This window comes from Streptomyces sp. NPDC021019 (assembly GCF_044333295.1).
Classification (GTDB): Bacteria; Actinomycetota; Actinomycetes; order Streptomycetales; family Streptomycetaceae; genus Streptomyces.
The window spans coordinates 265,317-284,578 of sequence record NZ_JBIRQR010000006.1; the positions used below are offsets into that span (position 1 = coordinate 265,317).

Consider the following 19,262-nt stretch of genomic DNA (forward strand, 5'->3'; position numbering starts at 1 on the left):
GCACCTGCTGCCCGGAGGAGCCGACGGCGTTCGATCCGTTGACGCGACCGGCCTACGCCGACCGTTTCGGGCCGACGACCCGTGACCGCATCCGCCTCGCCGACACGGCGCTGAGCGTCAGGATCGAGGACGACTGGTCGGGAGGCCCCGGCCGCAGCGGGAACGAGATGGTCTTCGGCGGCGGCAAGGTGATCCGCGAGTCCATGGGTCAGTCCGTCGTGCCGCGAGACCCGGCGAAGGCGAAACGCGGGAAGCCGGCCGGCCCCGCGGCGGCGAACCCCCCGGACACCGTGATCACGGGTGTCGTCGTCCTGGACCACTGGGGCATCGTCAAGGCGGATGTCGCCCTCCGCGACGGGAACATCGTCGCGCTGGGCAAGGCGTACAACCCCGAGACCATGAACCCCCTCCATGAGGGCGCGGAACGCCACAACGGGATCGGCCCCCGGCCCACCGACTTCGTCATCGGCCCGGACACCGAGGTCATCTCGGGCAAGGGACGGATCCTGACCGCCGGCGGGATCGACACGCACGTCCATTTCATCTGCCCCGACCAGGTCCGCGAGGCGCTGGCGGCGGGTGTCACCACGCTCATCGGTGGTGGTACGGGCCCGGCGGAAGGGAGCACGGCGACCACCGTCACTCCCGGAGCCTGGCACGTCAACCGCATGTTCGAGGCGCTGGACAGCGCTCCGGTGAACATCGGGCTGCTCGGCAAGGGCGCCACGATGTCGAAGGAGTCGATGCTCGCCCAGGTAGACGCCGGTGTCCTCGGTCTGAAGATCCACGAGGACTGGGGCGCCACGCCCGCGGTCATCGAGCGGTGCCTGGAGGTGTGCGAGGAGACGGGGGTGCAACTCGCCCTCCACGCCGACTCGCTGAACGAGGCCGGGTTCGTCCAGGACACCATCGACGCCATCGGCGGACGCTCCATCCACGTCTTCCACGTCGAGGGCGCCGGAGGCGGCCATGCCCCTGACATGATCAAGATGGTGAGCGAGCCGAACGTGCTGCCCGCCTCCACCAACCCCACCCGTCCGCTGACCGTCAACACGGTCAAGGAGCACTTCGACATGGTGATGGTCTGCCATCACCTCAATCCGAAGGTCGAGGAGGACCTCGCCTTCGCGGACTCCCGGATCCGGCCCTCCACTATGGCCGCGGAGGACATCCTCCATGACCTCGGCGCGATCTCGATCATGTCCTCGGACGCCCAGGCCATGGGCCGCATCGGCGAAATGATCATGCGGACGTGGCAGACCGCGCACGTCATGAAGGTCCGCCGCGGCTTCCTGGAGGAGGACCGGCCTCGGGACGAGCCGGAGACCGGCCCCAAGGCCGGGGCAGCCCAGGACGCAACGGCGGCGGACACGACCCCGGAGGCCGAGCCGCCGTTGGCGGACAACCGGCGCGCTCGTCGGTACGTCGCGAAGTACACCGTCAACCCGGCTCTCGCCCAGGGCATCGACGCCGTCGTCGGCTCGGTGGAGACCGGAAAGCTCGCCGATCTGGTCCTGTGGGAACCGAAGTTCTTCGGGGTCAAGCCCCACATGGTCATCAAGGGCGGCCAGATCGCCTACGCGCAGGTGGGCGACGCCAACGCGTCCATCCCCACCCCGCAGCCCGTGCTGCCCCGCCCCATGTGGGGAGCCACCGGCGTGGCGCCCGGTTCCCTCTCGTACAACTTCGTCACCGAACGAGCCATCGGGAACGGCCTGGCGAAGGGCTCGAAGCTGAACAAGCGGTTCAGGGCGATCAGCGACACGCGCGGCGTCAAGAAGGCGGACATGAAGGAGAACCACGCCACCCCGGACGTCCGTATCGACCCCGACACCTACGAGGTCGTCATCGGCGGAGCGAAGGTGACCGACGTGACGACCTTCGTCGACGGCCACATCGTCGACCGCGCATACGTATCCGAACTTCCCATGGCCCAGCGCTATTTCCTCTTCTGAGCCTCTCCGGAGCACAGGAAGCCGAGCCGTCGAGCAGAGGATTGACGAATGAACCGTGCCGCGCTGCTCGTCCTGGCCGACGGGCGGTTCCCCGCCGGGGGCCACGCCCACTCGGGCGGAGCCGAACCGGCGGTCGCGGCCGGCCGGATCACGGACGCCGGCACGCTGGAGCAGTTCTGCCGGGGGCGGCTGCACACGGCCGGGCTGGTCGCGGCGGCGCTGGCCGCCGCGGCCGCCGCCGGGCACGATCCGCTGGTCCTGGACCAGGCCGCCGATGCCCGTACGCCCGTGGCCGCTCTGCGGCACACCGCCCGCAAACTGGGCCGGCAGATGATGCGGGCGGCCCGCGCCACGTGGCCGTCGGCGGAGCTCGACGCGCTCGCGGCGGCCCGTCCGCGCGGCGCACACCAGCCGGTGGTGCTGGGCGTGGCCGCCCGGTCGGCCGGGCTCGAACCGCTGGACGCCGCCTACGCGGCGGTGTACGAGACCGTCAGCGGGCCGGCCACCGCGACGGTCCGGCTGCTGAGCCTGGACCCGTTCGACGCCACCACCGTACTCGCCCGCCTGGCACCGGAGCTCGATCGCGTCGCCGCGGCCGCCACCGCCTCGGCACAGCGCGTCCCCGGAGAGGGAGTCGACGCCCTGCCGGCGGCCTCGGCGCCGCTGCTGGACATCAGCGCCCAGCACCACGCCCCCCGGCCCGCACGCCTCTTCGCCTCCTGACCCCCACGGCGAGTCACCACACGAGACCCGACACAAGGAACCCGCATGCACCTCGACCACGACCTCGACGAGAAGTACCCGCACCGCCACGCCTACAGCGCCCCAGCCACCGAGCGCCTTGACGGCACCCGCCGCGCGCTGCGCATCGGGCTCGGCGGCCCTGTCGGCTCCGGCAAGACCGCCACCGTCGCCGCCCTGTGCAGGGCGCTGCGCACAGAAGTGTCCATCGCCGTGGTCACCAACGACATCTACACCCGCGAGGACGCCGACTTCCTGCTCCGGCAGGCGGTCCTGCCGCCCGAGCGGATCCGGGCCGTCGAGACCGGCGCCTGCCCGCACACCGCGATCCGCGACGACATCTCCGCCAACCTCGAAGCCGTGGAGGAGCTGGAGGAGACGACCGGCCCCCTCGACCTGATCCTCGTCGAGTCCGGCGGAGACAACCTCACCGCCACCTTCTCCAAGGGGCTGGTCGATGCCCAGATCTTCATCATCGACGTGGCGGGCGGCGACGACATCCCCCGCAAGGGCGGCCCCGGCGTCACCACCGCAGACCTCCTCGTCGTGAACAAGACCGACCTCGCCCCCTACGTCGGCTCCGACGTGGAAGCCATGGCGCGCGATGCCAAGGCCCAGCGCGGCGAGCTCCCGGTGGCCTTCACCTCCCTCAAGGAGGAAGGCGGCGTCAAGCCCGTCGCCGACTGGGTCCGTGAGCACCTCAGCGACTGGTCCGCAGGCGCCGCGTGACCGCCGCCACCGCACCCGCCGTGCCGACGAGCCGCGGCACAGCCGCCGTCGGCGTACGGGCGACGGCCCGCATCACGGCCGCCGCCCGGGGCGGCGGCACCGTCCTGCCCGTTCTCGACGGCGACGGCCCGTTCGAATTCCGGCGACTGCGCTCACGGGGCGCCGAAGCGCGGGTGTGCGTCGTCGGGGCCATGAGCGCTCCCCTGGGCGGCGACCGCCTGCGCATCGAGGCAACCGCCCAGCGGGGTGCCGCCCTCCACGTCACGTCCGCGGCCGCGACCCTCGCCCTGAGAGGCCCCACCACCGGACACGCGACCTACGACGTACACCTGACCGTGGCGGACCACGCGGAACTCCGCTGGCTGCCCAAGCCCCTGATCAGCGCCGCGGGCAGCAATCTGCGGCAGACCTGGACGATCGACCTCGCCCCCACCGCACGGCTCGTCCTGCGCGAGGAGCTGGTGCTCGGGCGCACGGGCGAACCGCCCGGCCGCGTGACCACCCGGCTCACCGTCCGACGCGGCGGACACGTGCTCCTCGACCAGGAAGCGGACTACGGGCCGGGAGCCGCCGGCTGGGACAGCCCGGCCGTCCTCGCCCACCACCGGGCGACCGGCCAGATCCTCCTCGTCGACCCCGCCTTCGACACGAAACCACCCGCCGCCCAGTCCCTCACCGACACCCCGGAGGACGGACTGGCCATCCTCACCCCCCTCGCGGGCCCCGCCGCACTCGTCACCGCCCTCGCCCCCGACGGCCAGCGCCTGCGCCACCTCCTCGACGCCGCCCACACCACCCGCTCGTCCCCCTGAGCCGCGACGCGGGCCCGGGAACACACTGGCGCGCCCGCCCGCGTACGTGAGGTGCGCGGACGGGCACGAAGAGAGAGCGTTCTCAAGCGCGCGTGAGCTGACGGAGACTTTTTGACCTCACGCTGATAAGTGACGAAAGGTCTCTCCGGAGCAGGCCCTCAGGGCATACGGTTGTTGTCCTCGTGGTTCCTCGAAGTCTCGTCAGCATCGACGCCCCTGCGCAGGCTCTCCACCTCCTGCTGGAGATGCACCACCATGCGGTGCAGCGCCTGCATCGCGACGATCGCCACGCCGTTCGCGTCGATCACGTGGATCGACCGGTCGTCGGCCCCCAGGCCGAAGGCCGCGTACCAGTCCTGCGCCATCGGGCCGAGGTGCCGGACGTTCTCCTCGCCCTGGTAGCTCCACGTGCTCACGGGCAACGAAGCCACCGCCGCCAGGATGTCGAATCCGTTCTGCTGCGCCGGCGGCGTGCTCGAGCCGTTGTCCGGCTCCGTCTCACCGCGGTCCGCGGGACCTGTCGGCTCGGAGGTCCACACGACCGGATCGATACCGCTTTTGACGGCACGGTCGCTCGACGGCGCCTCTCCGCCGTGAAAGCCGGTGTTGTACGACGTACCGCCCGACCGGTGCTGTCTGGCGGGCTTGGCTCGGTTCCCACACTCGCGCTCGCGCATCTGCTCGGTGACGGCGGCCAGAAGGTCCCGGCTCGACACGGTTTCGGGGTGATCGTCGCCCAGCACCTTCCTGAACGAGTCATGCGTCGTCCGGGAAAGCGGCAGAGCCGCATCAGCGCCCTGGGTGTTCAAAATGGCGATGGCAACGTTGGCCCACGTGCGAAGGGTGTCCGGGTGTTCTTCTCCGAGAGCACGGCCCATGCGCTCGGCGATGCTCTCGAACTCCCCCGGGTCGACGCCCGTGCCGTCGGTGGTGGCACGGGCGGCCGCGAGGTTCGACTCCGCCTGGAGCGTCTGTGGATGGTCGGGACCGAGGCACCGCCGCATGCGAGACAGGACGGCGGAAAGGCCGTCGACGGCCGCCTTCTCGTCCTCCTCCAGGAGGCAGAGCGACTCCACCTCGGCCGCGTGGATGCTGAGCGGGTGCATCTTCCCCACCAATGCCTCGCACGCTTCGCGCGCGGAGGCCGCCATCCGCAGAGCGTCGGCCGTTGAGCCGACCGCATGGGTCCAGTGCGCCGAGGCCGTGCGGATGCGCAGACTGATCGGGTGGTGGGGCCCCAGAGCGGTTTCGGCCCTGGCGACCAGGTCCTCCAGCCGGGCACAGGCCTCCGCCGGGCGTCCGGACCGACCGGCGGCCCAGGCATGGGCGGCTTCCGCGCTGAAGGTCGCCGGATGGTCCGCGCCGAAGGTCTCCACCACCGAGGGCAGGAGGTCCGCCAGTTCCACGTGGGCGTGACGCCAGTTGCCCGTGCGACCGCCTGTGCGCGCCATGCCCCAGCGCGCGAGGAGCCAGATGAGCGGGTCCCGGTCCGGGCGGCCGGCTTCGCCGCTGACCACCTCGATGTAGCGACGGTTGGCCTCGTGCCAGTGCCCCGTGTAGCAGCTCCACAGGGCCTCACGGAGCGCGGCCAGGCGGGTGAGGATGTGGCCGGGCCCCAGGCCCTCCCGGCAGTCGGAGAGCAGGCGCCCGGTGAGCTCCAGCGCGAGCTGGGCGTCTCCGGTCTCCCCCGTCCAGAAGGCGAGCGCGTGCCGGGCGGCCAGGATTCTCGGGTCGGCCGCTCCCAGCTCCGCCCCCGCGGCGTCGACGAGCCGCTGAGCGGCCTCCTTCGCCAGGCGGGGCTCGTACGCGGAGCTGAGAGAGGCAACCGCCCGGGACAGCACGTCGAGACGACTCCCGCCCTCCGGCCAGACCGCGAACTCCTGCGCCGAGGAGTGGGCGAGGACAGCGTCGGCGGCTCCGTCCCAACTCCCGATCCAGCTGTTCGGTTCGCTTCGCCTCCTGTGCCGCTCGTTTACCAGCCGTTCCCAGTCCTGCTCCCAGGACGGGTAGTCGATGTCGAGAGACTGTCCGTTGTCCTCGGCCATGGAGGCGATGCATCGCAGGACGTTCTCCATGACCTTCCAGTCGCCGCCGACCGGGTCGTCGCTCTTCTGGAGATAGCCGTAGAAAGTCGAACGCTTGATCGCTCCGAAATCCGGGGTGGTGCTGCCACGGGTTGCGGTCGTCGAGGCTTCGGCGGCTTGCAGCAGCTGGCGTCTAGTGACACCTCCGTCATCCATCAACTGCACTAATGCAGAACGGAATTGACGCCATGTCCTCATGATCCCCCTGCGCTGCCACTCGTCGGCCTCCATCATCTCCGAAGGCGTCCAGGCATGTCCAGCAGTGTCCGACGCACCCGGACAGACGCTCCGGATTTCCGGGAATCGGCTACGCCCGGTCGCTCTACGGTCCACTCGAAGCAGTCGCCCAGGGCGATGCCCGGCGATTCCCCTTCCATTTCCATGCCGCACGTCCGGCGCACCCCATCGTGTCGCGGCAAGCTCGGTGCGCCATGGTCCTGTTCCATCACCAAGGAGAAGATCCGATGGCCTCACTCACCACCACCGACTCCCCGCGCCGAGCCCGCCTCCTCGCTTGGCTCACGACCGCGACCGGGCTCGCCTCCATCGCCGGCGTGGTCGTCCTCGCCCTGGCCGGCCACGACACCGCCGCTACCGTGGTCGGTGCCATCGGGGGCGGAGTGAGCGCGACCGGCACGATCCGGGTGACCGTTCACATCCGGCGCTGAACCGGCCGGGCGTGCGGTCAGTACAGCAGGTCCAGCTCCGCCCGGACCGTCTTGCCCGGGTTGCGGTCGAGGACTGCCCAGCGGTCGGCCAGGGCGTCCACGATCAGCAGCCCGCGCCCGCTGTCGGAGCTGTCCTCCGGCGCGGTGATCTCGCCGGGGCCCGGCGGCCGGCGTTCGCCCCGGGTGTCGGACACCTCGATGCGCAGGAGGCCGGGCGTTCCCGGGTCGCCGGGGAGGCGGCGGACGCGGCGGCGAACCCGAGCCGCAGTACATCCTCAAGATGTTCGGAGAGGTGGTCAAGACCTTCCGCAAGCGGGCGCGGCTGACGCGGGAGCAGTTCGCCCCGCTCGTCGGATACTCACTGGAGACCGTCGCCTCCGTCGAGCAGGGCCGCCGGCTCCCGCCTCCGGACTTCGCGGAGCGCGCGGACAGACTGCTCGACGCGTTCGGCGTGATTCTGGCGGCGGCGAAGCACCTGACGCGGCGGAAGGGGTGGCGAGCTGGTTCCGTCAGTGGGCGCAGCTGGAGCTGGGGGCGCTGAGCCTGTACACGTACGAGTGCCGGTTGATTCCGGGGCTGTTGCAGACGCCGGCGTACGCGCGGACGCTGTTCGCCGACCGGTTGCCACCGCTCGATGACGAGCAGATCGAGGCGCGGCTCGCCGCTCGGTTGGAGCGCCAACGACTCCTGCGAAACCGGCCCAACACCGCGTTCAGCTTCATCCTCGAAGAGCATCTGTTCCTGCGGGACTTGGGCGGCGAGGACGTCACCAGGGAGCTGATCGACCACATTCTCGACCTGTCCGAACTGCGCAATGTGGAGGTCCAGATCATGCCGTTGGTACGGCACCACCACGTGGCCATCGACGGGCCCATGCAACTGCTGGAGACCCCGGAGCACCAGTGGTTCGGCTACTTGGAAGGGCAGATGTACGGGCAGTTCGTCTCCGACCCCAAAGTGGTCAGTGTCATCCAGATGCGGTGTGCCAGTATGCGTTCACAGGCTCTCTCGTTGGACGACTCCAAGAGCCTGATGCGGCGGATGCGAGGAGCGAGATGAGCACCACACCCCTGACCTGGTTCAAGAGCAGCTACAGCAGTGCCGAAGGCGACTCCTGCGTCGAGGTCGCCGCCTGCCCCTCGACCGTCCACGTCCGCGACTCCAAGCTGGACGAGAGCCCCCAGCTCGCCCTCGCCCCGGCCGCCTGGAGCCACTTCCTCGCGTACGCCGCCCAGGCCTGAGCCCCGGGCGGCACGTGGAGCGCGCGGCGGGGGCGGGCGCTGTGCGCGGCACCGCCCCCGATGGGACACGTCAACGCCAGGGCGCTGCCTTGGCAGGAAAAGTCAGTCCCGGCCATGCCTCGACCGGTGTGGGTGAGTACACGATCCGACCCGGGCACAAGCCCCGCTCGGCGAGCCCCTGGACGATCTTCGGGATGGCCGCGAGGGTCGTCTGCAGACCGTCGTGCATCAGGATGATGCCGCCCGGTTTCACGGTGAGCGCGTTCGCCACGATCGTCTCGGTCGGAATGCCGCTCCAGTCGACGGTATCGGCCGTCCAGATCACCTCGGTCATGCCCAGTCGGGCCGCGTCCCGCCGGGTCCGCGCGTCGGTGCTCCCGAAGGGCGGCCGGAACAGCGTGGGCGCCCGACCCGTCTGGGTTCGGATGACGCGGCTGGTGTCGCGTAGTTCGGCGAATGCGGCGGCCGCGTCGAGCTCCACGAGATTGGCGTGGGTGTAGGAGTGGTTTCCGACCTGATGCCCTTCGGCGACCATCCGCCGTGTCCCGGCCCGCTGCCCTTCGGCCAGTGTGCCGGTCACGAAGAACGTCGCCCTGACGCGTCCGGCATCCCGCAGCGCCTTCAGGTACTGGGCCGTGGCGTCCGTCGGGCCGTCGTCGAAGGTCATGGCCACGTAGCCCCCGGAACAACGGCTCCCGGAAGCCGTCGCCTGCGCGACCGCCGGCGGTAACGCGAACGACGTCATCAGCATCGCCACAGCCGCGCTGAACCCTATGCGCGTTCTGTATCGGTTTCTCATACGGGGATCAATCCTCTCCAGGGGTGGACTGGTGAACCAGCAAGGCACCGGAGCGCCACGAAACAGCGGCTCACTCACCCATATCCGCCCTGGGTATGGCTGCAGCCGGACGTCGCACACGTTGCGCAGGACAGTCCTGTCCCTCGGAAAGACGCGGCAAACGCGGGCAGGCTCCGTACGAATCCCGACAGAGCCCGGCAGGTACGTCCACACAGGTTCAGCTCGGCGGGGACCGCCTCGGGGATCACCGCGCAGCCCAGCCGAAATCCCGGGAGCAACGCGGTTCACCGGTCCGGTGGTGACACCGGACCATGAGATCGCGGGTCGCCACTGACGAGGACGGGGCTGTCCGGCCTCCGGCCGGACAGCCCCACACCAAGATTCTTCGGAAGGCTTCTACCAGGCCAACCGTCTGCCGGGGCTCAGCGGCCGGAGAAGGGGAAGCGGGCCGGTGCCGTGGCCGGGCCCGGCGAGGCGGAACGGGAGTCGGCCGCGGGGAGCGGGTCGGCCGCGCAGGTGACGTCCCGGGCGGGAAGCCGTCCGGTGGTCAGATACCGCGTGGTGACGTCGTCGGCGCAGTCGCTGACGCCGAGCGCGTACACGCCGTGGCCCTGCCCCTCGTCCACGGTGACGAGCCGGGAGCCCTTCAGCGCCCGTCGCAGGCCGAGTGCGGCGGCCAGGGGGGTCTGCGAGTCCCATTCGTTCTGGACGATGAGTGCGGGGACCTTGTTGTCGATCTTGGTGGTCGGTTCGACCGGGCGGTCCCAGTAGGCGCACGGGAAGATGTTCGAGACGGAGTCGCCGTACAGGGGGTAGCGGACGCTGTCGCGCCGGGAGTCGGCTCGGTAAACGGCCGGGTCGGTGGGCCAGCGGGTGTCACCGCACATGATCGCGAGGTAGCTCGCCAGTTCGCTGTCGGTCGGCACGAAGGTCGGGAAGGTCGGGACGGGCTTGCCCTCGGCGGCGTCCCGGAGCAGCCCCAGGGTCCTGGCGGCGACGGCGGGGTGGGTGATCTCCCAGCGTATGTACTCGCGGACCTCGGCACCGTCGAACCTGGTCCCGCCGAGGTCGAGCGGCTCCCGGTCGGCGCGCGCGACGATGTCCCAGAACAGCTTCTCGACCTCGGCGGGCGTGTCACCGAGTCCGTACCGTGCCGCATGACGAGCGGTCCAGTCCGTCCACCGGTCGAACGCGGGCTCGGCCTGCTCCGCCCAGGACTGCCCCATGCTCCGCCACACCCGCTCGGGGTCGACCGCGCTGTCCAGGACGAACCGGTCGACCCGCCGCGGGAACAGCTGGGTGTACACGGAACCGAGATAGGTCCCGTACGACAGTCCGAAGTAGGAGATCCTCCGTTCCCCGAGGGCCTCGCGGATGACGTCCATGTCCCGTGCCGTGTTGCGGGTGCTGATGTGCCGGAGTGTTTCCCTGTTGCGGTCGCGGCACCCGTCAGCGATGTCGCGCGCCCAGGCGACGTCCTTGGCGAAGGTCGCGTCCTTGTAGGGCCGGTACGTCAGCCGTTCGTCGGCGGTGGTCGTGCCGCAGGCGAGCGGGCTGCTGGCGCCGACCCCGCGCGGATCGAAACCGATCAGGTCGTACCGGTCCTTCACGGACTGCGGCAGCAGACCGCTGAGCGCCAGGGGGTAGAAGAGCCCGGAACCGCTGGGGCCGCCCGGGTTGAAGAGCAGGACACCGCGGCGCTCGGCCGGGTCGGCGGCCTTGATCCGCGACAGCGACACATCGATCTTCCTGCCGCCCGGCCTGAGGTGGTCGAGGGGCACCTTGAGGGTCGCGCACTCGACGGTGGCGGGAAGGTCGCCGCCGCAACCCTGCCAGGTCAGTGAGGAGGTGTACGGCGCGGCCACCGGCGCACCGGGACCGGCCGCGGGCGCAGCCGTGGCGGTGGCCGTGGTGCCGAGGAGCGTGGGGGCGAGCAACGCGGCGACGCCCAGGGCGATCTTGGAGATCGCTCTTCGTCTCAGGAGCAATGGAGTGCCTTCGTTCGCTGGGATGGTGCATGGCGCTCAGTGGTCCGGAGGGACGGACCGCAGGGTCGTCGGACAGGCTAACGACCGTACGGAACAAGCGAGTTCGGATGCGCGATTTCAGCGAGGCGCCTGGCTCGGGGGGTGCCGTGACGGAGGGGGCGAGGGGCGCGTCGCGCGGGGCCGGATCGCCCCCCGCAACCAACGCATGACCTCATGCGGAAGGTCCGGATGCCGTCCTCCGGGATCGAGGCGGACCGTAGGTTCGCGTGCCGGTTCCTCGTCGGGGACGATCACGGTCACGAGCGCTGGTCCCGGACGAGATCCGGTTCCCGTTACCAGGCGTCGTCAGGTGCGGAGTACACCTCGGTGATCGCCCGGTCGCCGACCGGGGGCGCGAACATCGCCCCCGGGCCTTCCTCCCGGTCCGGGCGCCGGTGCCGGGCAGGTAACGTAAAGAGGTACTGACTGATTGACTCATGGGCCTCCTGGCGGGCTGCGTGAACCCAGGAGGAGCAACATGACGACCAACCGTGGACGCAAGGACGTCATCCGTGACCGGATGGCCGCCACCGGCGAGTCGTACAACGTCGCCGCCCGCAACCTCAAGGCCATGAAGGACATGGGCGCGACCCGCGAGGCCGTCCTCGTGCAGCGCTGGACGCCCGCCGACAGTTTTGACGTGCCGTGCCCGTGCGGCGGGACCTGCGAGCCGGGCGAGACCTGCGACCGCTGCCACGCCCGCCACCGGCACGTGAAGCGCTACCCGGGCTCCACCACCGAGGTCGAGACCTGGGCCGACCGCTACGAGTGCACCGGCTGCTCCTCCTCGTACACCCTGACCATCCACCTGGCCGGGCGGCCCTGGGGCGTCGCCGAGACCGTCGTCCAGGGCGGGTCGGCCGAAGAGGTCGTGCGGGCCCGGGTCTTCCCCGGCGTGATCCACCCGCTGCTGCGGTCAGAAGCGGGCGAGGGCCCCGACCAGGACTGAGCGCGGCGGAGCCGTCGGCGAGGTGGATCACCGACCTGGGTCGACGGGGTGCGGGCGTGAGGGCCGGAGTACCGTGCGGAGGGCGATGAGCCCCGGGGTCGAGCGCCGTGCCCGGCGTCCTACAGGCGTGCGTCGAGGCGGTGCTGGAGACGGCCGTCCGGTCCGAACACGTCCATGAGGTACCCCTCGCTCAGATCCACGCCCTTCTCGCGCTTCAGGTAGTCGGTGAGCGAGACGTTCAGCCGGTCGAAGGGTCCGGCGTCATCGTCCTTGCTGTGCGTCCAGACGGTCAGCAGCGGCACGTCGGCGGGGCCGTCGGAACGCTGGATGCCGTACACGTGCTTGTTTCCGCTCGCATCCCGGTAGCCGTCGGCAAGCCGCACGGCGGAGTCGGGGGCGACGGTGGTGGTGGCGGTCGGCTGCGGGAACTCGGCGGAGTGGTCCCCGGCCGCGCCGGAGTCGGTGCAGCCCGCCAGTAAGGGCAGGGCCGCGGCGAACGGGATGACGGCAAGGCCGGCAATTCTTCTCATGTCCCCATAGTCCCCGGTCGGCGCAGCGCGGCGAAACCCCCGGCACGAACGGCTCACGGCGTGCCGTGAACGAGAAGATGCCCGCACGGGTCTCCCTGTGCGGGCATCGGTCGGCCCTGCGTCGGCCGTCCCGGCTCAGCTCTCGTCCGGCGCCAGGGTCAGCGAGATCGAGTTGATGCAGTAGCGCTGGTCCGTGGGGGTCGGGTAGCCCTCGCCCTCGAAGACGTGGCCCAGGTGCGAGCCGCAGCGGGAGCAGCGCACCTCGGTGCGGACCATTCCGTGGGCGCGGTCCTCGACCAGCTCGACCGCGTCGGTGTCCTTCGGGTCGTAGAAGGACGGCCAGCCGCAGTGCGACGCGAACTTGGTGTCGGAGCGAAACAGCTCCGCACCGCAGGCCCGGCAGGAGTAGACGCCCGCCGTCTTGGTGTCGGTGTACTCACCCACGAAGGCGGGTTCGGTGCCGGCCTGGCGCAGCACCGCGTACTCGGCGGGGGTCAGCTCTTCCCGCCACTGCTCGTCCGGCTTCTCGACGTCGTACGGCACGGCTCGCTCCTCAGCTCGACAGGTGGTCGCTCGATCCGGTCGCCACTCGGCTACCGGCCGCTCGACAGGTGGTCCAGGATGCGCGGGCCGAGGTCGGTGACGTCGCCCGCTCCCATGGTGAGAACGAGATCGCCGGGCTTCGCCATTCCCGCGACGGCGGCGGGGACGTCGGCCTGGTCGTGGACGGCGGTGACCTCGGCTCCGGCCTCCTTCGCCGCGTCGATGATCAGGGCGCTCGTGATGCCCGGGATCGGGTCCTCGCGGGCCGGGTAGATGTCGAGGACCACGGAGGCGTCGGCCAGGGCGAGGGCCTGGCCCATCTCGGTGCCCAGCTCCTGCGTACGGGAGAACAGGTGCGGCTGGAAGACGACCAGGATGCGGGCGTCGGCGGCCGCGCCGCGCATGGCCTCCAGGTCGGCGGTCATCTCGGTGGGGTGGTGCGCGTACGAGTCGATGACCTGCACGCCCGCCGCCTCGCCCTTGAGCTGGAGGCGGCGCTTGACCCCGGTGTACGAACCGAGGGCCGAGGCCAGGTTGTGCGCGGGGATGCCGAGGGCGACGCCGGCGGCGAGGGCGGCGACCGCGTTGTGGGCGTAGTGGCTGCCGGGGACCGAGACGGTGAAGGTCAGGAACCTGCCGTTGAGCAGGACCGTGACCTCGCTGGTCAGGCCGCGCGGGGTGACCTTGTGGACGCGGACGTCGGCGTTCTCGGCGGAGCCGTAGGTGACGACCTTGAGGTCGGAGAGGTCGCGGACCCGGCGGGTCAGCTCGATGGCGCCGGGCTGGTCGGCGGAGATGACCAGGGTGCCGCCGGGGACGACCTTGCCGACGAACGTCTCGAAGGAGTCGTAGATCTCGTCCATCGAGGCGTAGTTCGCGTGGTGGTCCAGCTCGACGTTGAGGACGATCGCGACCTCGGGGTCGTACTTCTGGAAGCTGCGGTCGCTCTCGTCCGCCTCCGCGACGAAAATGTCCCCTTCACCGTGCGTGGCGTTGGTGCCGGGACCCTCCAGGTCGCCGCCGATGGCGTACGAGGGGTCCAGGCTCAGCGAGGAGAGCGCGACGGCCAGCATCGACGTCGTGGTCGTCTTGCCGTGGGTGCCGGCCACCGCGATGGCGCGCGCGCCGTTCATCAGGGAGGCCAGTGCGTCCGAGCGGTGCACCACGGGGATCGCCAGCTCGTTCGCCCGGAGCAGCTCCGGGTTGTCGGCGCGGATGGCGCTGGAGACGACCACGCAGGACGCGTCGTCGGCCAGGTGGCCCGCCGCGTGCCCGATGTGCACGGTCGCCCCCAGCGCCCGCAGGGACTCGGCGGTGGCGGACTCCTTCGCGTCGCTGCCCGCCACCTTCGCCCCGCGCTGGGCGAGGATCTTCGCGATGCCCGACATTCCGGCGCCGCCGATGCCGATGAAGTGGGGTCGTTCCATGGCGGCGGGAATGCCGGGTGCCATCTGTGCTCCTGCGGTTCGGGTGCGGTCTCGGGTCGCGGCCGGGGGCCGACCCGGACCGCGCGCCCAGCCTATTCGCTGTGCGCGAAGAGCTTGAGCACCGGGACGCCGACCTTGTGCCGGGCGCGGGAGGCCCAGTCGCGGTGGAAGAACTCCTCCACGTAGTGCGGGGCGGTCAGGACGATGACCTCGTCCGCGCTCGCCTCCTCGACGACGGTCGTCAGTCGGTCCAGGGGGTGATCCTCGATCACCTGTCCGACCGCTGCGGAGCCCGCGTCGCGCAGGGCCCGGAGGGAGTACTCCAGGCCGATCTGCGCGGTCTCGCGGGCCTCGTCGCCCTCCGGCTCCTCGCCCTCGCGGACCGCTTCCTTCAGCTCCCCCATCGCCACGTCGTCGATCGCGCGCAGCAGGACATCGGCCTGGTCACCGCGCGGCTGCAACAGAACGACGAACGAGATCCGCTCCTCGCCGTGGAGGGTGGTGACGAATTCCACGTCCTCGGGAGTGAGCGGCTTCTCGATCATCAAAACGCTTGTGAACACGACAGGCGCCCTTCCGCTTCTTCGTCTCGTCGACTGCCGGATCGACTGTCGACGGTCGTTTGCTGAAACCATTTTTCCCCGTGCTTCCACGGGGACCGCAGGGGTAAGTGTGCCCAGCCGGAGCCAAGCGGAACGGCAAATTCCGCTATCCGTCGGTCCGACGGTACCGAGTGAAGAGGAACCCGGCCTCTTCCAGCAGCGATGCCAGGGAAAAACGTTCCGGCACGGTGACCCCGGGGCCCCCCGCGATCCGCTGGGCGTCACCTGCGGTCAGCATCGGGGACACGGTCAGGCACAGCTCGTCCAGCGCACCGGCCGCCACGAACTGGCCGAGCAGCCGGGGCCCGCCCTCGGTGAGCTGCCTGGTCAGCCCCCGGTCGGCCAGCTCGCGCACGACACGGGCCGGGTCCACCCGGGCGCCCTCGCCTGCGATCACCACCTCCGCGCCCGCCTTCCGGGCCGCCGCGATCCGGTCGGAGGAGGCCCCGGCCCCGGTCACCACGAGGGTCGGGACGAGCGGCTCGGTGAACAGCGGCAGCGAGAAGTCCAGGTCCATCGAGCCGGTCACCACCGCGACGGCGGGCGCGGGGCCCTGTCCGGCGGCAGCCCGGCGCGCGGCGAACGCCTCCCGGGCGCGGGCCGGACGGTACCCCTCCAGGCGTACGGTCTCGGCCCCGGCGATCACCACGTCGGCCAGGCCCCGCAGGGTGCCGAAGATCCGCATGTCCGCCGCGCAGGAGATGGGCTGCGAGCGGCCGTCGTGCTGGGCGGCCCCGTCGAGGGTGGAGACCATGTTGGCGCGGAGCCAGGGGGTCGCGGGCCCCTGGGGCGGGAGGCCGGTGGGGTAGGCGTAGGCGTCCGCCAGCTCGTCGAGGCTCCACTCGCGGTCGATGAGCGGCCCGGACGGGTCCTCCGCCCCCGATCCGCATTCTGTCAGGTCCGTCACAGGGAACAGGCTTCGCATGGGTTGCAGTCTGGCATGAGGCTTAGGGTGGAGAGTTGTGTCGTCATCCACCGCGTTTCCGGGGCAGAGCCCCCTTGCCGAAACGGCCCCGCTGTCCCTGTGCGCCCGTGAGCCGCACGTTCCCGCTGACCGTCTGGTCGCCGAGATGGTGCCTCCGCCGCGCTTCGACTCGGTGCGCTTCGACACGTACGTCCCCGACCCGAACCAGCCCAGCCAGAGCGAGGCGGTCACGGTTCTGGCGGGCTTCGCCGCCGGGCTCGGCGGGGCGCACGCGACGGGCGCCGGGCGGCGCAAGTGGTTCGGCAGGAAGCCGGCCGCTCCGGCCGGGCCGCGCGGCGTGTATCTCGACGGCGGCTACGGCGTCGGCAAGACCCACCTGCTGGCCTCCCTCTGGCACGCCACGCCCGCCGAGCCGTCGCTGAAGGCGTTCGGCACGTTCGTGGAGCTGACGAACCTGGTGGGCGCGCTGGGCTTCCAGCAGACCGTGCGGACCCTCAGCGGGCACCGGCTGCTGTGCATCGACGAGTTCGAGCTCGACGACCCGGGCGACACCGTGCTGGTGTCCTCGCTGCTCAGCCGGCTCGTGGAGGCCGGGGTGGCGCTCGCCGCGACCTCGAACACGTTGCCGGGCAAGCTCGGGGAGGGCCGGTTCGCCTCCGCCGACTTCCTGCGCGAGATCCAGGGCCTGTCCGCGCATTTCCGCCCGCTGCGCATCGACGGCGAGGACTACCGGCACCGCGGTCTGCCCGAGGCCCCGCCGCCGTACACCGACGAGCAGGTCACCCGGGCCGCGTACGCCACTCCGGGCGCGTCCCTCGACGACTTCCCCGGTCTCCTTGACCACCTGGCCCGGGTCCACCCGAGCCGGTACGGCGCGCTGACCGACGAGATCGCCGCGGTCTGCCTGACCGGAGTGACGGCGGTGCCCGACCAGTCGACCGCGCTGCGCCTGGTGGTGCTGGCGGACCGGCTGTACGACCGGGAGGTCCCGGTGCTCGCCTCGGGGCTGCCGTTCGACCGGCTGTTCAGCGACGAGATGCTGAACGGCGGGTACCGGAAGAAGTACTTCCGGGCGATCTCCCGGCTGACCGCACTGGCGCGTGACGCGAAGGGGCTGGTGGCGCAGTAGGTTCGGGGGCGTAACGCGACGGAACACCGCACGCTGTGGGGTGCCCCGTCTTGTCCCCGTACAACCGCGCACACTTTTCGAAGGGGTCCAGCATGGCTACCACGCGTCAGGCGCACACGAACTGGGAAGGCAACCTGATCGAGGGCAAGGGGGTCGTCACCTTCGACTCCTCCGGCATCGGCGACTACCCCGTCTCCTGGCCCGCCCGCTCGGAGCAGGCGAACGGGAAGACGAGCCCCGAGGAGCTCATCGCCGCCGCCCACTCCAGCTGCTTCTCGATGGCGCTCTCCCACGGTCTCGCCGGGGCCGGAACCCCGTCGACCCGGCTGGAGACCAAGGCCGAGGTGACCTTCCAGCCCGGCACCGGCATCACCGGCATCCACCTCACCGTCGTGGGCGCGGTGCCCGGTCTCGACGAGGACGCCTTCCTGAAGGCCGCCGAGGACGCCAAGGCGAACTGCCCGGTCAGCCAGGCGCTCACCGGCACGACGATCACCCTGACGGCCTCGCTCGCCTGACCTTCCGCGTACGGCTGCCCCCCTCGGGGCCGCCGCGGCGGCAACACGGGGCGCGGGGGCACGCATGGTTCCCCCGCGCCTCTGTGCGTGCTACACACGTGCGGGTCACTTCACCTGTCCGCCAACAGGGAGTCACCTCATGTCAACCGCACCCCGCCCCACCGCGACACGACGCCAGGTCCTGGCAGGCAGCGGCGCAGCCGCCGCGATCGCCTTCACGGGGGCCTTCTCCGAACTCTTCGCGGGCACGGCCGCCGCACGCGGCCACGACGGCTACGGCCCGCTCGTCCGCGACCCCGACGGCCTGCTCGACCTGCCGAAGGGATTCCGCTACCGGGTGCTGTCCCGGGAGGGCGAACCGCTGCGCTCCGGCGAGGGGCCGGTGCCGGGCAACCACGACGGGATGGCCGCGCTGCCCGGCCGCAACGGCCGGGTCCACCTGGTCCGCAACCACGAGAACCGGCACACCGCCAAGCTCGGCGTACCGACCGTCGAGGGGCTGACCTACGACCCGGCGGCCAAGGGCGGCTGTACCTCCCTGGAGCTCGACGGCCGCAACAAGGTGCTCGGCGAGCGCGTCGCCATCGCCGGTACGGCGGTGAACTGCGCGGGCGGGCCCACCCCCTGGCGCACCTGGCTGACCTGCGAGGAGAACGAGGACAAGGCCGGGACCAACGGGTACAGCAAGGACCACGGCTTCATCTTCGAGGTGGACGGCGCCGATCCGCGCCGCACCGGGGCCGTCCCGCTGACCGCGATGGGCCGCTTCCAGCACGAGGCGGTCGCCGTCGACCCGAAGTCCGGGATCGTGTACGAGACGGAGGACGCGTTCGACAAGCCGTTCGGGCTCTTCTACCGCTTCCTTCCCGAGAAGCCGCTCGGCGGCACCGGATCGCTCCGGGCGGGCGGGGCCCTGGAGGCGATGCGGGTGCCGGGCGTGCCCGACCTCTCCTCCGTCCAGGAGACGGGTACGAGCTTCGACCGGATCGAGTGGGTCCCCGTACCGGATCCGCTGGCGGCGGAGACCGCGATCCGCTTCCAGGACTTCGGCCCGAAGGGCGTCACGCACGCCCAGAAGCTGGAGGGCTGCTACTGGGGCGGCTCGTCCGTCTACTTCGTCTCCAGCTTCGCCCGCAGCGACGAGGGTTCGGCGGCCGACCACTACGGCCAGGTCTGGCGCTACGAGCCGAAGAAGCGGCGGCTCACCCTGGTCGTGATCTTCGGCCCGGACACCGACATCCAGCTGCCCGGCGAGTCACCCGACAACATCTGCCTGGCGACCGACGGCGGGCTGATGGTCTGTGAGGACGGCGGCGGCGCGCAGCACGTACTCGGGGTGACCCGGCGCGGCGAGGTGTACACCATGGCGCGCGGGCGGCAGAACATCGGCACGCCCGAGGAGCCGGAGTGGGGGGAGTTCGCGGGGGTCGTCTTCTCCCCGGACGGCTCGACGATGTACGTGAACTGCTACAGGCCGGGGACGACGTTCGCGGTGACGGGGCCGTGGTGCTGAGGTAGCCGGGGTGGCGATCCTGAGGTGACCGGGGGCCACACCTCGCCGGACACCGGAACAGCATCGCTCT

General features: G+C 71.0%; 18 protein-coding genes and 2 pseudogenes. 11 read left to right on the forward strand and 9 right to left on the reverse strand.

Going from position 1 to position 19,262, the window contains the following annotated elements; all coding sequences use genetic code 11:
• Positions 1-38: 38 nt before the first annotated feature.
• From ACH4RG_RS28385 to ACH4RG_RS28400, 4 genes are read left to right on the forward strand one after another with little or no spacing between them, the layout of a single operon-like run.
• The gene (locus ACH4RG_RS28385) at positions 39-1,955 is read left to right on the forward strand and encodes an urease subunit alpha (RefSeq protein ID WP_398162875.1); all 1,917 of its coding nucleotides are present in this window, start codon (positions 39-41) and stop codon (positions 1,953-1,955) included.
• A gap of 48 nt (positions 1,956-2,003) precedes the next feature.
• Positions 2,004-2,678 carry an urease accessory protein UreF gene (locus ACH4RG_RS28390; RefSeq protein ID WP_397922079.1) on the forward strand — a complete coding sequence of 225 codons (675 nt, stop codon included), beginning with the start codon at positions 2,004-2,006 and terminating at the stop codon, positions 2,676-2,678.
• A gap of 45 nt (positions 2,679-2,723) precedes the next feature.
• Positions 2,724-3,425 (forward strand): urease accessory protein UreG, encoded by a 702-nt coding sequence (ureG, locus tag ACH4RG_RS28395; protein ID WP_397930931.1) that lies wholly within the window; start codon positions 2,724-2,726, stop codon positions 3,423-3,425.
• The gene (locus ACH4RG_RS28400) at positions 3,422-4,237 is read left to right on the forward strand and encodes an urease accessory protein UreD (protein ID WP_397922075.1); all 816 of its coding nucleotides are present in this window, start codon (positions 3,422-3,424) and stop codon (positions 4,235-4,237) included. Before ureG ends, ACH4RG_RS28400 begins: the two co-directional genes overlap by 4 nt.
• A 158-nt stretch (positions 4,238-4,395) precedes the next feature.
• Here the strand turns inward: ACH4RG_RS28400 and ACH4RG_RS28405 are convergent, their stop codons facing one another.
• Entirely contained in the window at positions 4,396-6,477 is a 2,082-nt protein-coding gene (locus tag ACH4RG_RS28405; protein ID WP_398540455.1) for a tetratricopeptide repeat protein, read from the reverse strand.
• 308 nt (positions 6,478-6,785) lie between these two features.
• Here ACH4RG_RS28405 and ACH4RG_RS28410 point away from each other — a divergent pair, with 308 nt between their 5' ends.
• Positions 6,786-6,989, forward strand: coding sequence for a hypothetical protein (locus tag ACH4RG_RS28410; RefSeq protein ID WP_397922071.1), 204 nt, complete (start codon positions 6,786-6,788; stop codon positions 6,987-6,989).
• Between the two features lie 17 nt (positions 6,990-7,006).
• Here the strand turns inward: ACH4RG_RS28410 and ACH4RG_RS28415 are convergent.
• Positions 7,007-7,237: pseudogene (locus ACH4RG_RS28415) on the reverse strand (ATP-binding protein); the annotation flags it as partial.
• A 32-nt stretch (positions 7,238-7,269) separates the two neighbouring features.
• Here ACH4RG_RS28415 and ACH4RG_RS28420 point away from each other — a divergent pair.
• Together ACH4RG_RS28420 and ACH4RG_RS28425 are read left to right on the forward strand one after the other, a co-directional pair.
• Positions 7,270-8,048, forward strand: a pseudogene (locus ACH4RG_RS28420) (Scr1 family TA system antitoxin-like transcriptional regulator).
• Complete coding sequence (locus tag ACH4RG_RS28425; RefSeq protein ID WP_397922069.1) at positions 8,045-8,230, forward strand: DUF397 domain-containing protein; 186 nt, start codon at positions 8,045-8,047, stop codon at positions 8,228-8,230. The pseudogene ACH4RG_RS28420 and the gene ACH4RG_RS28425 overlap by 4 nt, the downstream one beginning before the upstream one ends.
• Before the next feature lie 70 nt (positions 8,231-8,300).
• Here the strand turns inward: ACH4RG_RS28425 and ACH4RG_RS28430 are convergent, their stop codons facing one another.
• Both ACH4RG_RS28430 and ACH4RG_RS28435 read right to left on the reverse strand, forming a co-directional pair.
• Positions 8,301-8,981, reverse strand: a complete 681-nt coding sequence (locus ACH4RG_RS28430; protein WP_398540490.1) for a polysaccharide deacetylase family protein — start codon at positions 8,979-8,981, stop codon at positions 8,301-8,303.
• Between the two features lie 470 nt (positions 8,982-9,451).
• The gene (locus tag ACH4RG_RS28435; protein ID WP_398540456.1) at positions 9,452-11,017 is read right to left on the reverse strand and encodes an alpha/beta hydrolase; all 1,566 of its coding nucleotides are present in this window, start codon (positions 11,015-11,017) and stop codon (positions 9,452-9,454) included.
• Between the two features lie 517 nt (positions 11,018-11,534).
• Here ACH4RG_RS28435 and ACH4RG_RS28440 point away from each other — a divergent pair.
• On the forward strand, positions 11,535-12,005 hold the full coding sequence (locus ACH4RG_RS28440; RefSeq protein WP_397930923.1) for a hypothetical protein: 471 nt from the start codon (positions 11,535-11,537) through the stop codon (positions 12,003-12,005).
• Positions 12,006-12,124: 119 nt separating this feature from the next.
• Here ACH4RG_RS28440 and ACH4RG_RS28445 read toward each other — a convergent pair whose 3' ends face one another.
• The 5 genes from ACH4RG_RS28445 to ACH4RG_RS28465 form a co-directional block, all read right to left on the reverse strand.
• Positions 12,125-12,535 carry a hypothetical protein gene (locus tag ACH4RG_RS28445; RefSeq protein WP_397922063.1) on the reverse strand — a complete coding sequence of 137 codons (411 nt, stop codon included), beginning with the start codon at positions 12,533-12,535 and terminating at the stop codon, positions 12,125-12,127.
• Positions 12,536-12,670: 135 nt separating this feature from the next.
• Entirely contained in the window at positions 12,671-13,078 is a 408-nt protein-coding gene (msrB, locus tag ACH4RG_RS28450; protein ID WP_274343305.1) for a peptide-methionine (R)-S-oxide reductase MsrB, read from the reverse strand.
• Between the two features lie 50 nt (positions 13,079-13,128).
• On the reverse strand, positions 13,129-14,529 hold the full coding sequence (murC, locus tag ACH4RG_RS28455) for a UDP-N-acetylmuramate--L-alanine ligase (protein WP_397922061.1): 1,401 nt from the start codon (positions 14,527-14,529) through the stop codon (positions 13,129-13,131).
• Positions 14,530-14,597: 68 nt separating this feature from the next.
• Entirely contained in the window at positions 14,598-15,050 is a 453-nt protein-coding gene (locus ACH4RG_RS28460; protein ID WP_397922059.1) for an indole-3-glycerol phosphate synthase, read from the reverse strand.
• 163 nt (positions 15,051-15,213) lie between these two features.
• Positions 15,214-16,032 (reverse strand): pyrimidine reductase family protein, encoded by an 819-nt coding sequence (locus ACH4RG_RS28465; protein ID WP_397930918.1) that lies wholly within the window; start codon positions 16,030-16,032, stop codon positions 15,214-15,216.
• A gap of 37 nt (positions 16,033-16,069) precedes the next feature.
• Here ACH4RG_RS28465 and zapE point away from each other — a divergent pair, with 37 nt between their 5' ends.
• The 3 genes from zapE (at position 16,070) to ACH4RG_RS28480 (ending at position 19,192) form a co-directional block, all read left to right on the forward strand.
• On the forward strand, positions 16,070-17,161 hold the full coding sequence (gene zapE / locus ACH4RG_RS28470; RefSeq protein ID WP_397922055.1) for a cell division protein ZapE: 1,092 nt from the start codon (positions 16,070-16,072) through the stop codon (positions 17,159-17,161).
• Positions 17,162-17,253: 92 nt separating this feature from the next.
• Positions 17,254-17,679 (forward strand): OsmC family protein, encoded by a 426-nt coding sequence (locus ACH4RG_RS28475; RefSeq protein ID WP_397922053.1) that lies wholly within the window; start codon positions 17,254-17,256, stop codon positions 17,677-17,679.
• A gap of 139 nt (positions 17,680-17,818) precedes the next feature.
• The gene (locus ACH4RG_RS28480) at positions 17,819-19,192 is read left to right on the forward strand and encodes an alkaline phosphatase PhoX (protein WP_397922051.1); all 1,374 of its coding nucleotides are present in this window, start codon (positions 17,819-17,821) and stop codon (positions 19,190-19,192) included.
• Positions 19,193-19,262 lie beyond the last annotated feature (70 nt).

What these genes read in the sequence shown, in the direction of transcription:
- ACH4RG_RS28390 (WP_397922079.1), top strand. Translation starts at nt 2,004, where the DNA reads ATGAACCGTGCCGCGCTGCTCGTCCTGGCCGACGGGCGGTTCCCCGCC.
- ureG (WP_397930931.1), top strand. Translation starts at nt 2,724, where the DNA reads ATGCACCTCGACCACGACCTCGACGAGAAGTACCCGCACCGCCACGCC.
- ACH4RG_RS28405 (WP_398540455.1), bottom strand. Translation starts at nt 6,477, where the DNA reads ATGGATGACGGAGGTGTCACTAGACGCCAGCTGCTGCAAGCCGCCGAA.
- ACH4RG_RS28410 (WP_397922071.1), top strand. Translation starts at nt 6,786, where the DNA reads ATGGCCTCACTCACCACCACCGACTCCCCGCGCCGAGCCCGCCTCCTC.
- ACH4RG_RS28425 (WP_397922069.1), top strand. Translation starts at nt 8,045, where the DNA reads ATGAGCACCACACCCCTGACCTGGTTCAAGAGCAGCTACAGCAGTGCC.
- ACH4RG_RS28430 (WP_398540490.1), bottom strand. Translation starts at nt 8,981, where the DNA reads ATGCTGATGACGTCGTTCGCGTTACCGCCGGCGGTCGCGCAGGCGACG.
- ACH4RG_RS28440 (WP_397930923.1), top strand. Translation starts at nt 11,535, where the DNA reads ATGACGACCAACCGTGGACGCAAGGACGTCATCCGTGACCGGATGGCC.
- ACH4RG_RS28445 (WP_397922063.1), bottom strand. Translation starts at nt 12,535, where the DNA reads ATGAGAAGAATTGCCGGCCTTGCCGTCATCCCGTTCGCCGCGGCCCTG.
- murC (WP_397922061.1), bottom strand. Translation starts at nt 14,529, where the DNA reads ATGGCACCCGGCATTCCCGCCGCCATGGAACGACCCCACTTCATCGGC.
- ACH4RG_RS28460 (WP_397922059.1), bottom strand. Translation starts at nt 15,050, where the DNA reads ATGATCGAGAAGCCGCTCACTCCCGAGGACGTGGAATTCGTCACCACC.
- ACH4RG_RS28465 (WP_397930918.1), bottom strand. Translation starts at nt 16,032, where the DNA reads ATGCGAAGCCTGTTCCCTGTGACGGACCTGACAGAATGCGGATCGGGG.
- ACH4RG_RS28475 (WP_397922053.1), top strand. Translation starts at nt 17,254, where the DNA reads ATGGCTACCACGCGTCAGGCGCACACGAACTGGGAAGGCAACCTGATC.
- ACH4RG_RS28480 (WP_397922051.1), top strand. Translation starts at nt 17,819, where the DNA reads ATGTCAACCGCACCCCGCCCCACCGCGACACGACGCCAGGTCCTGGCA.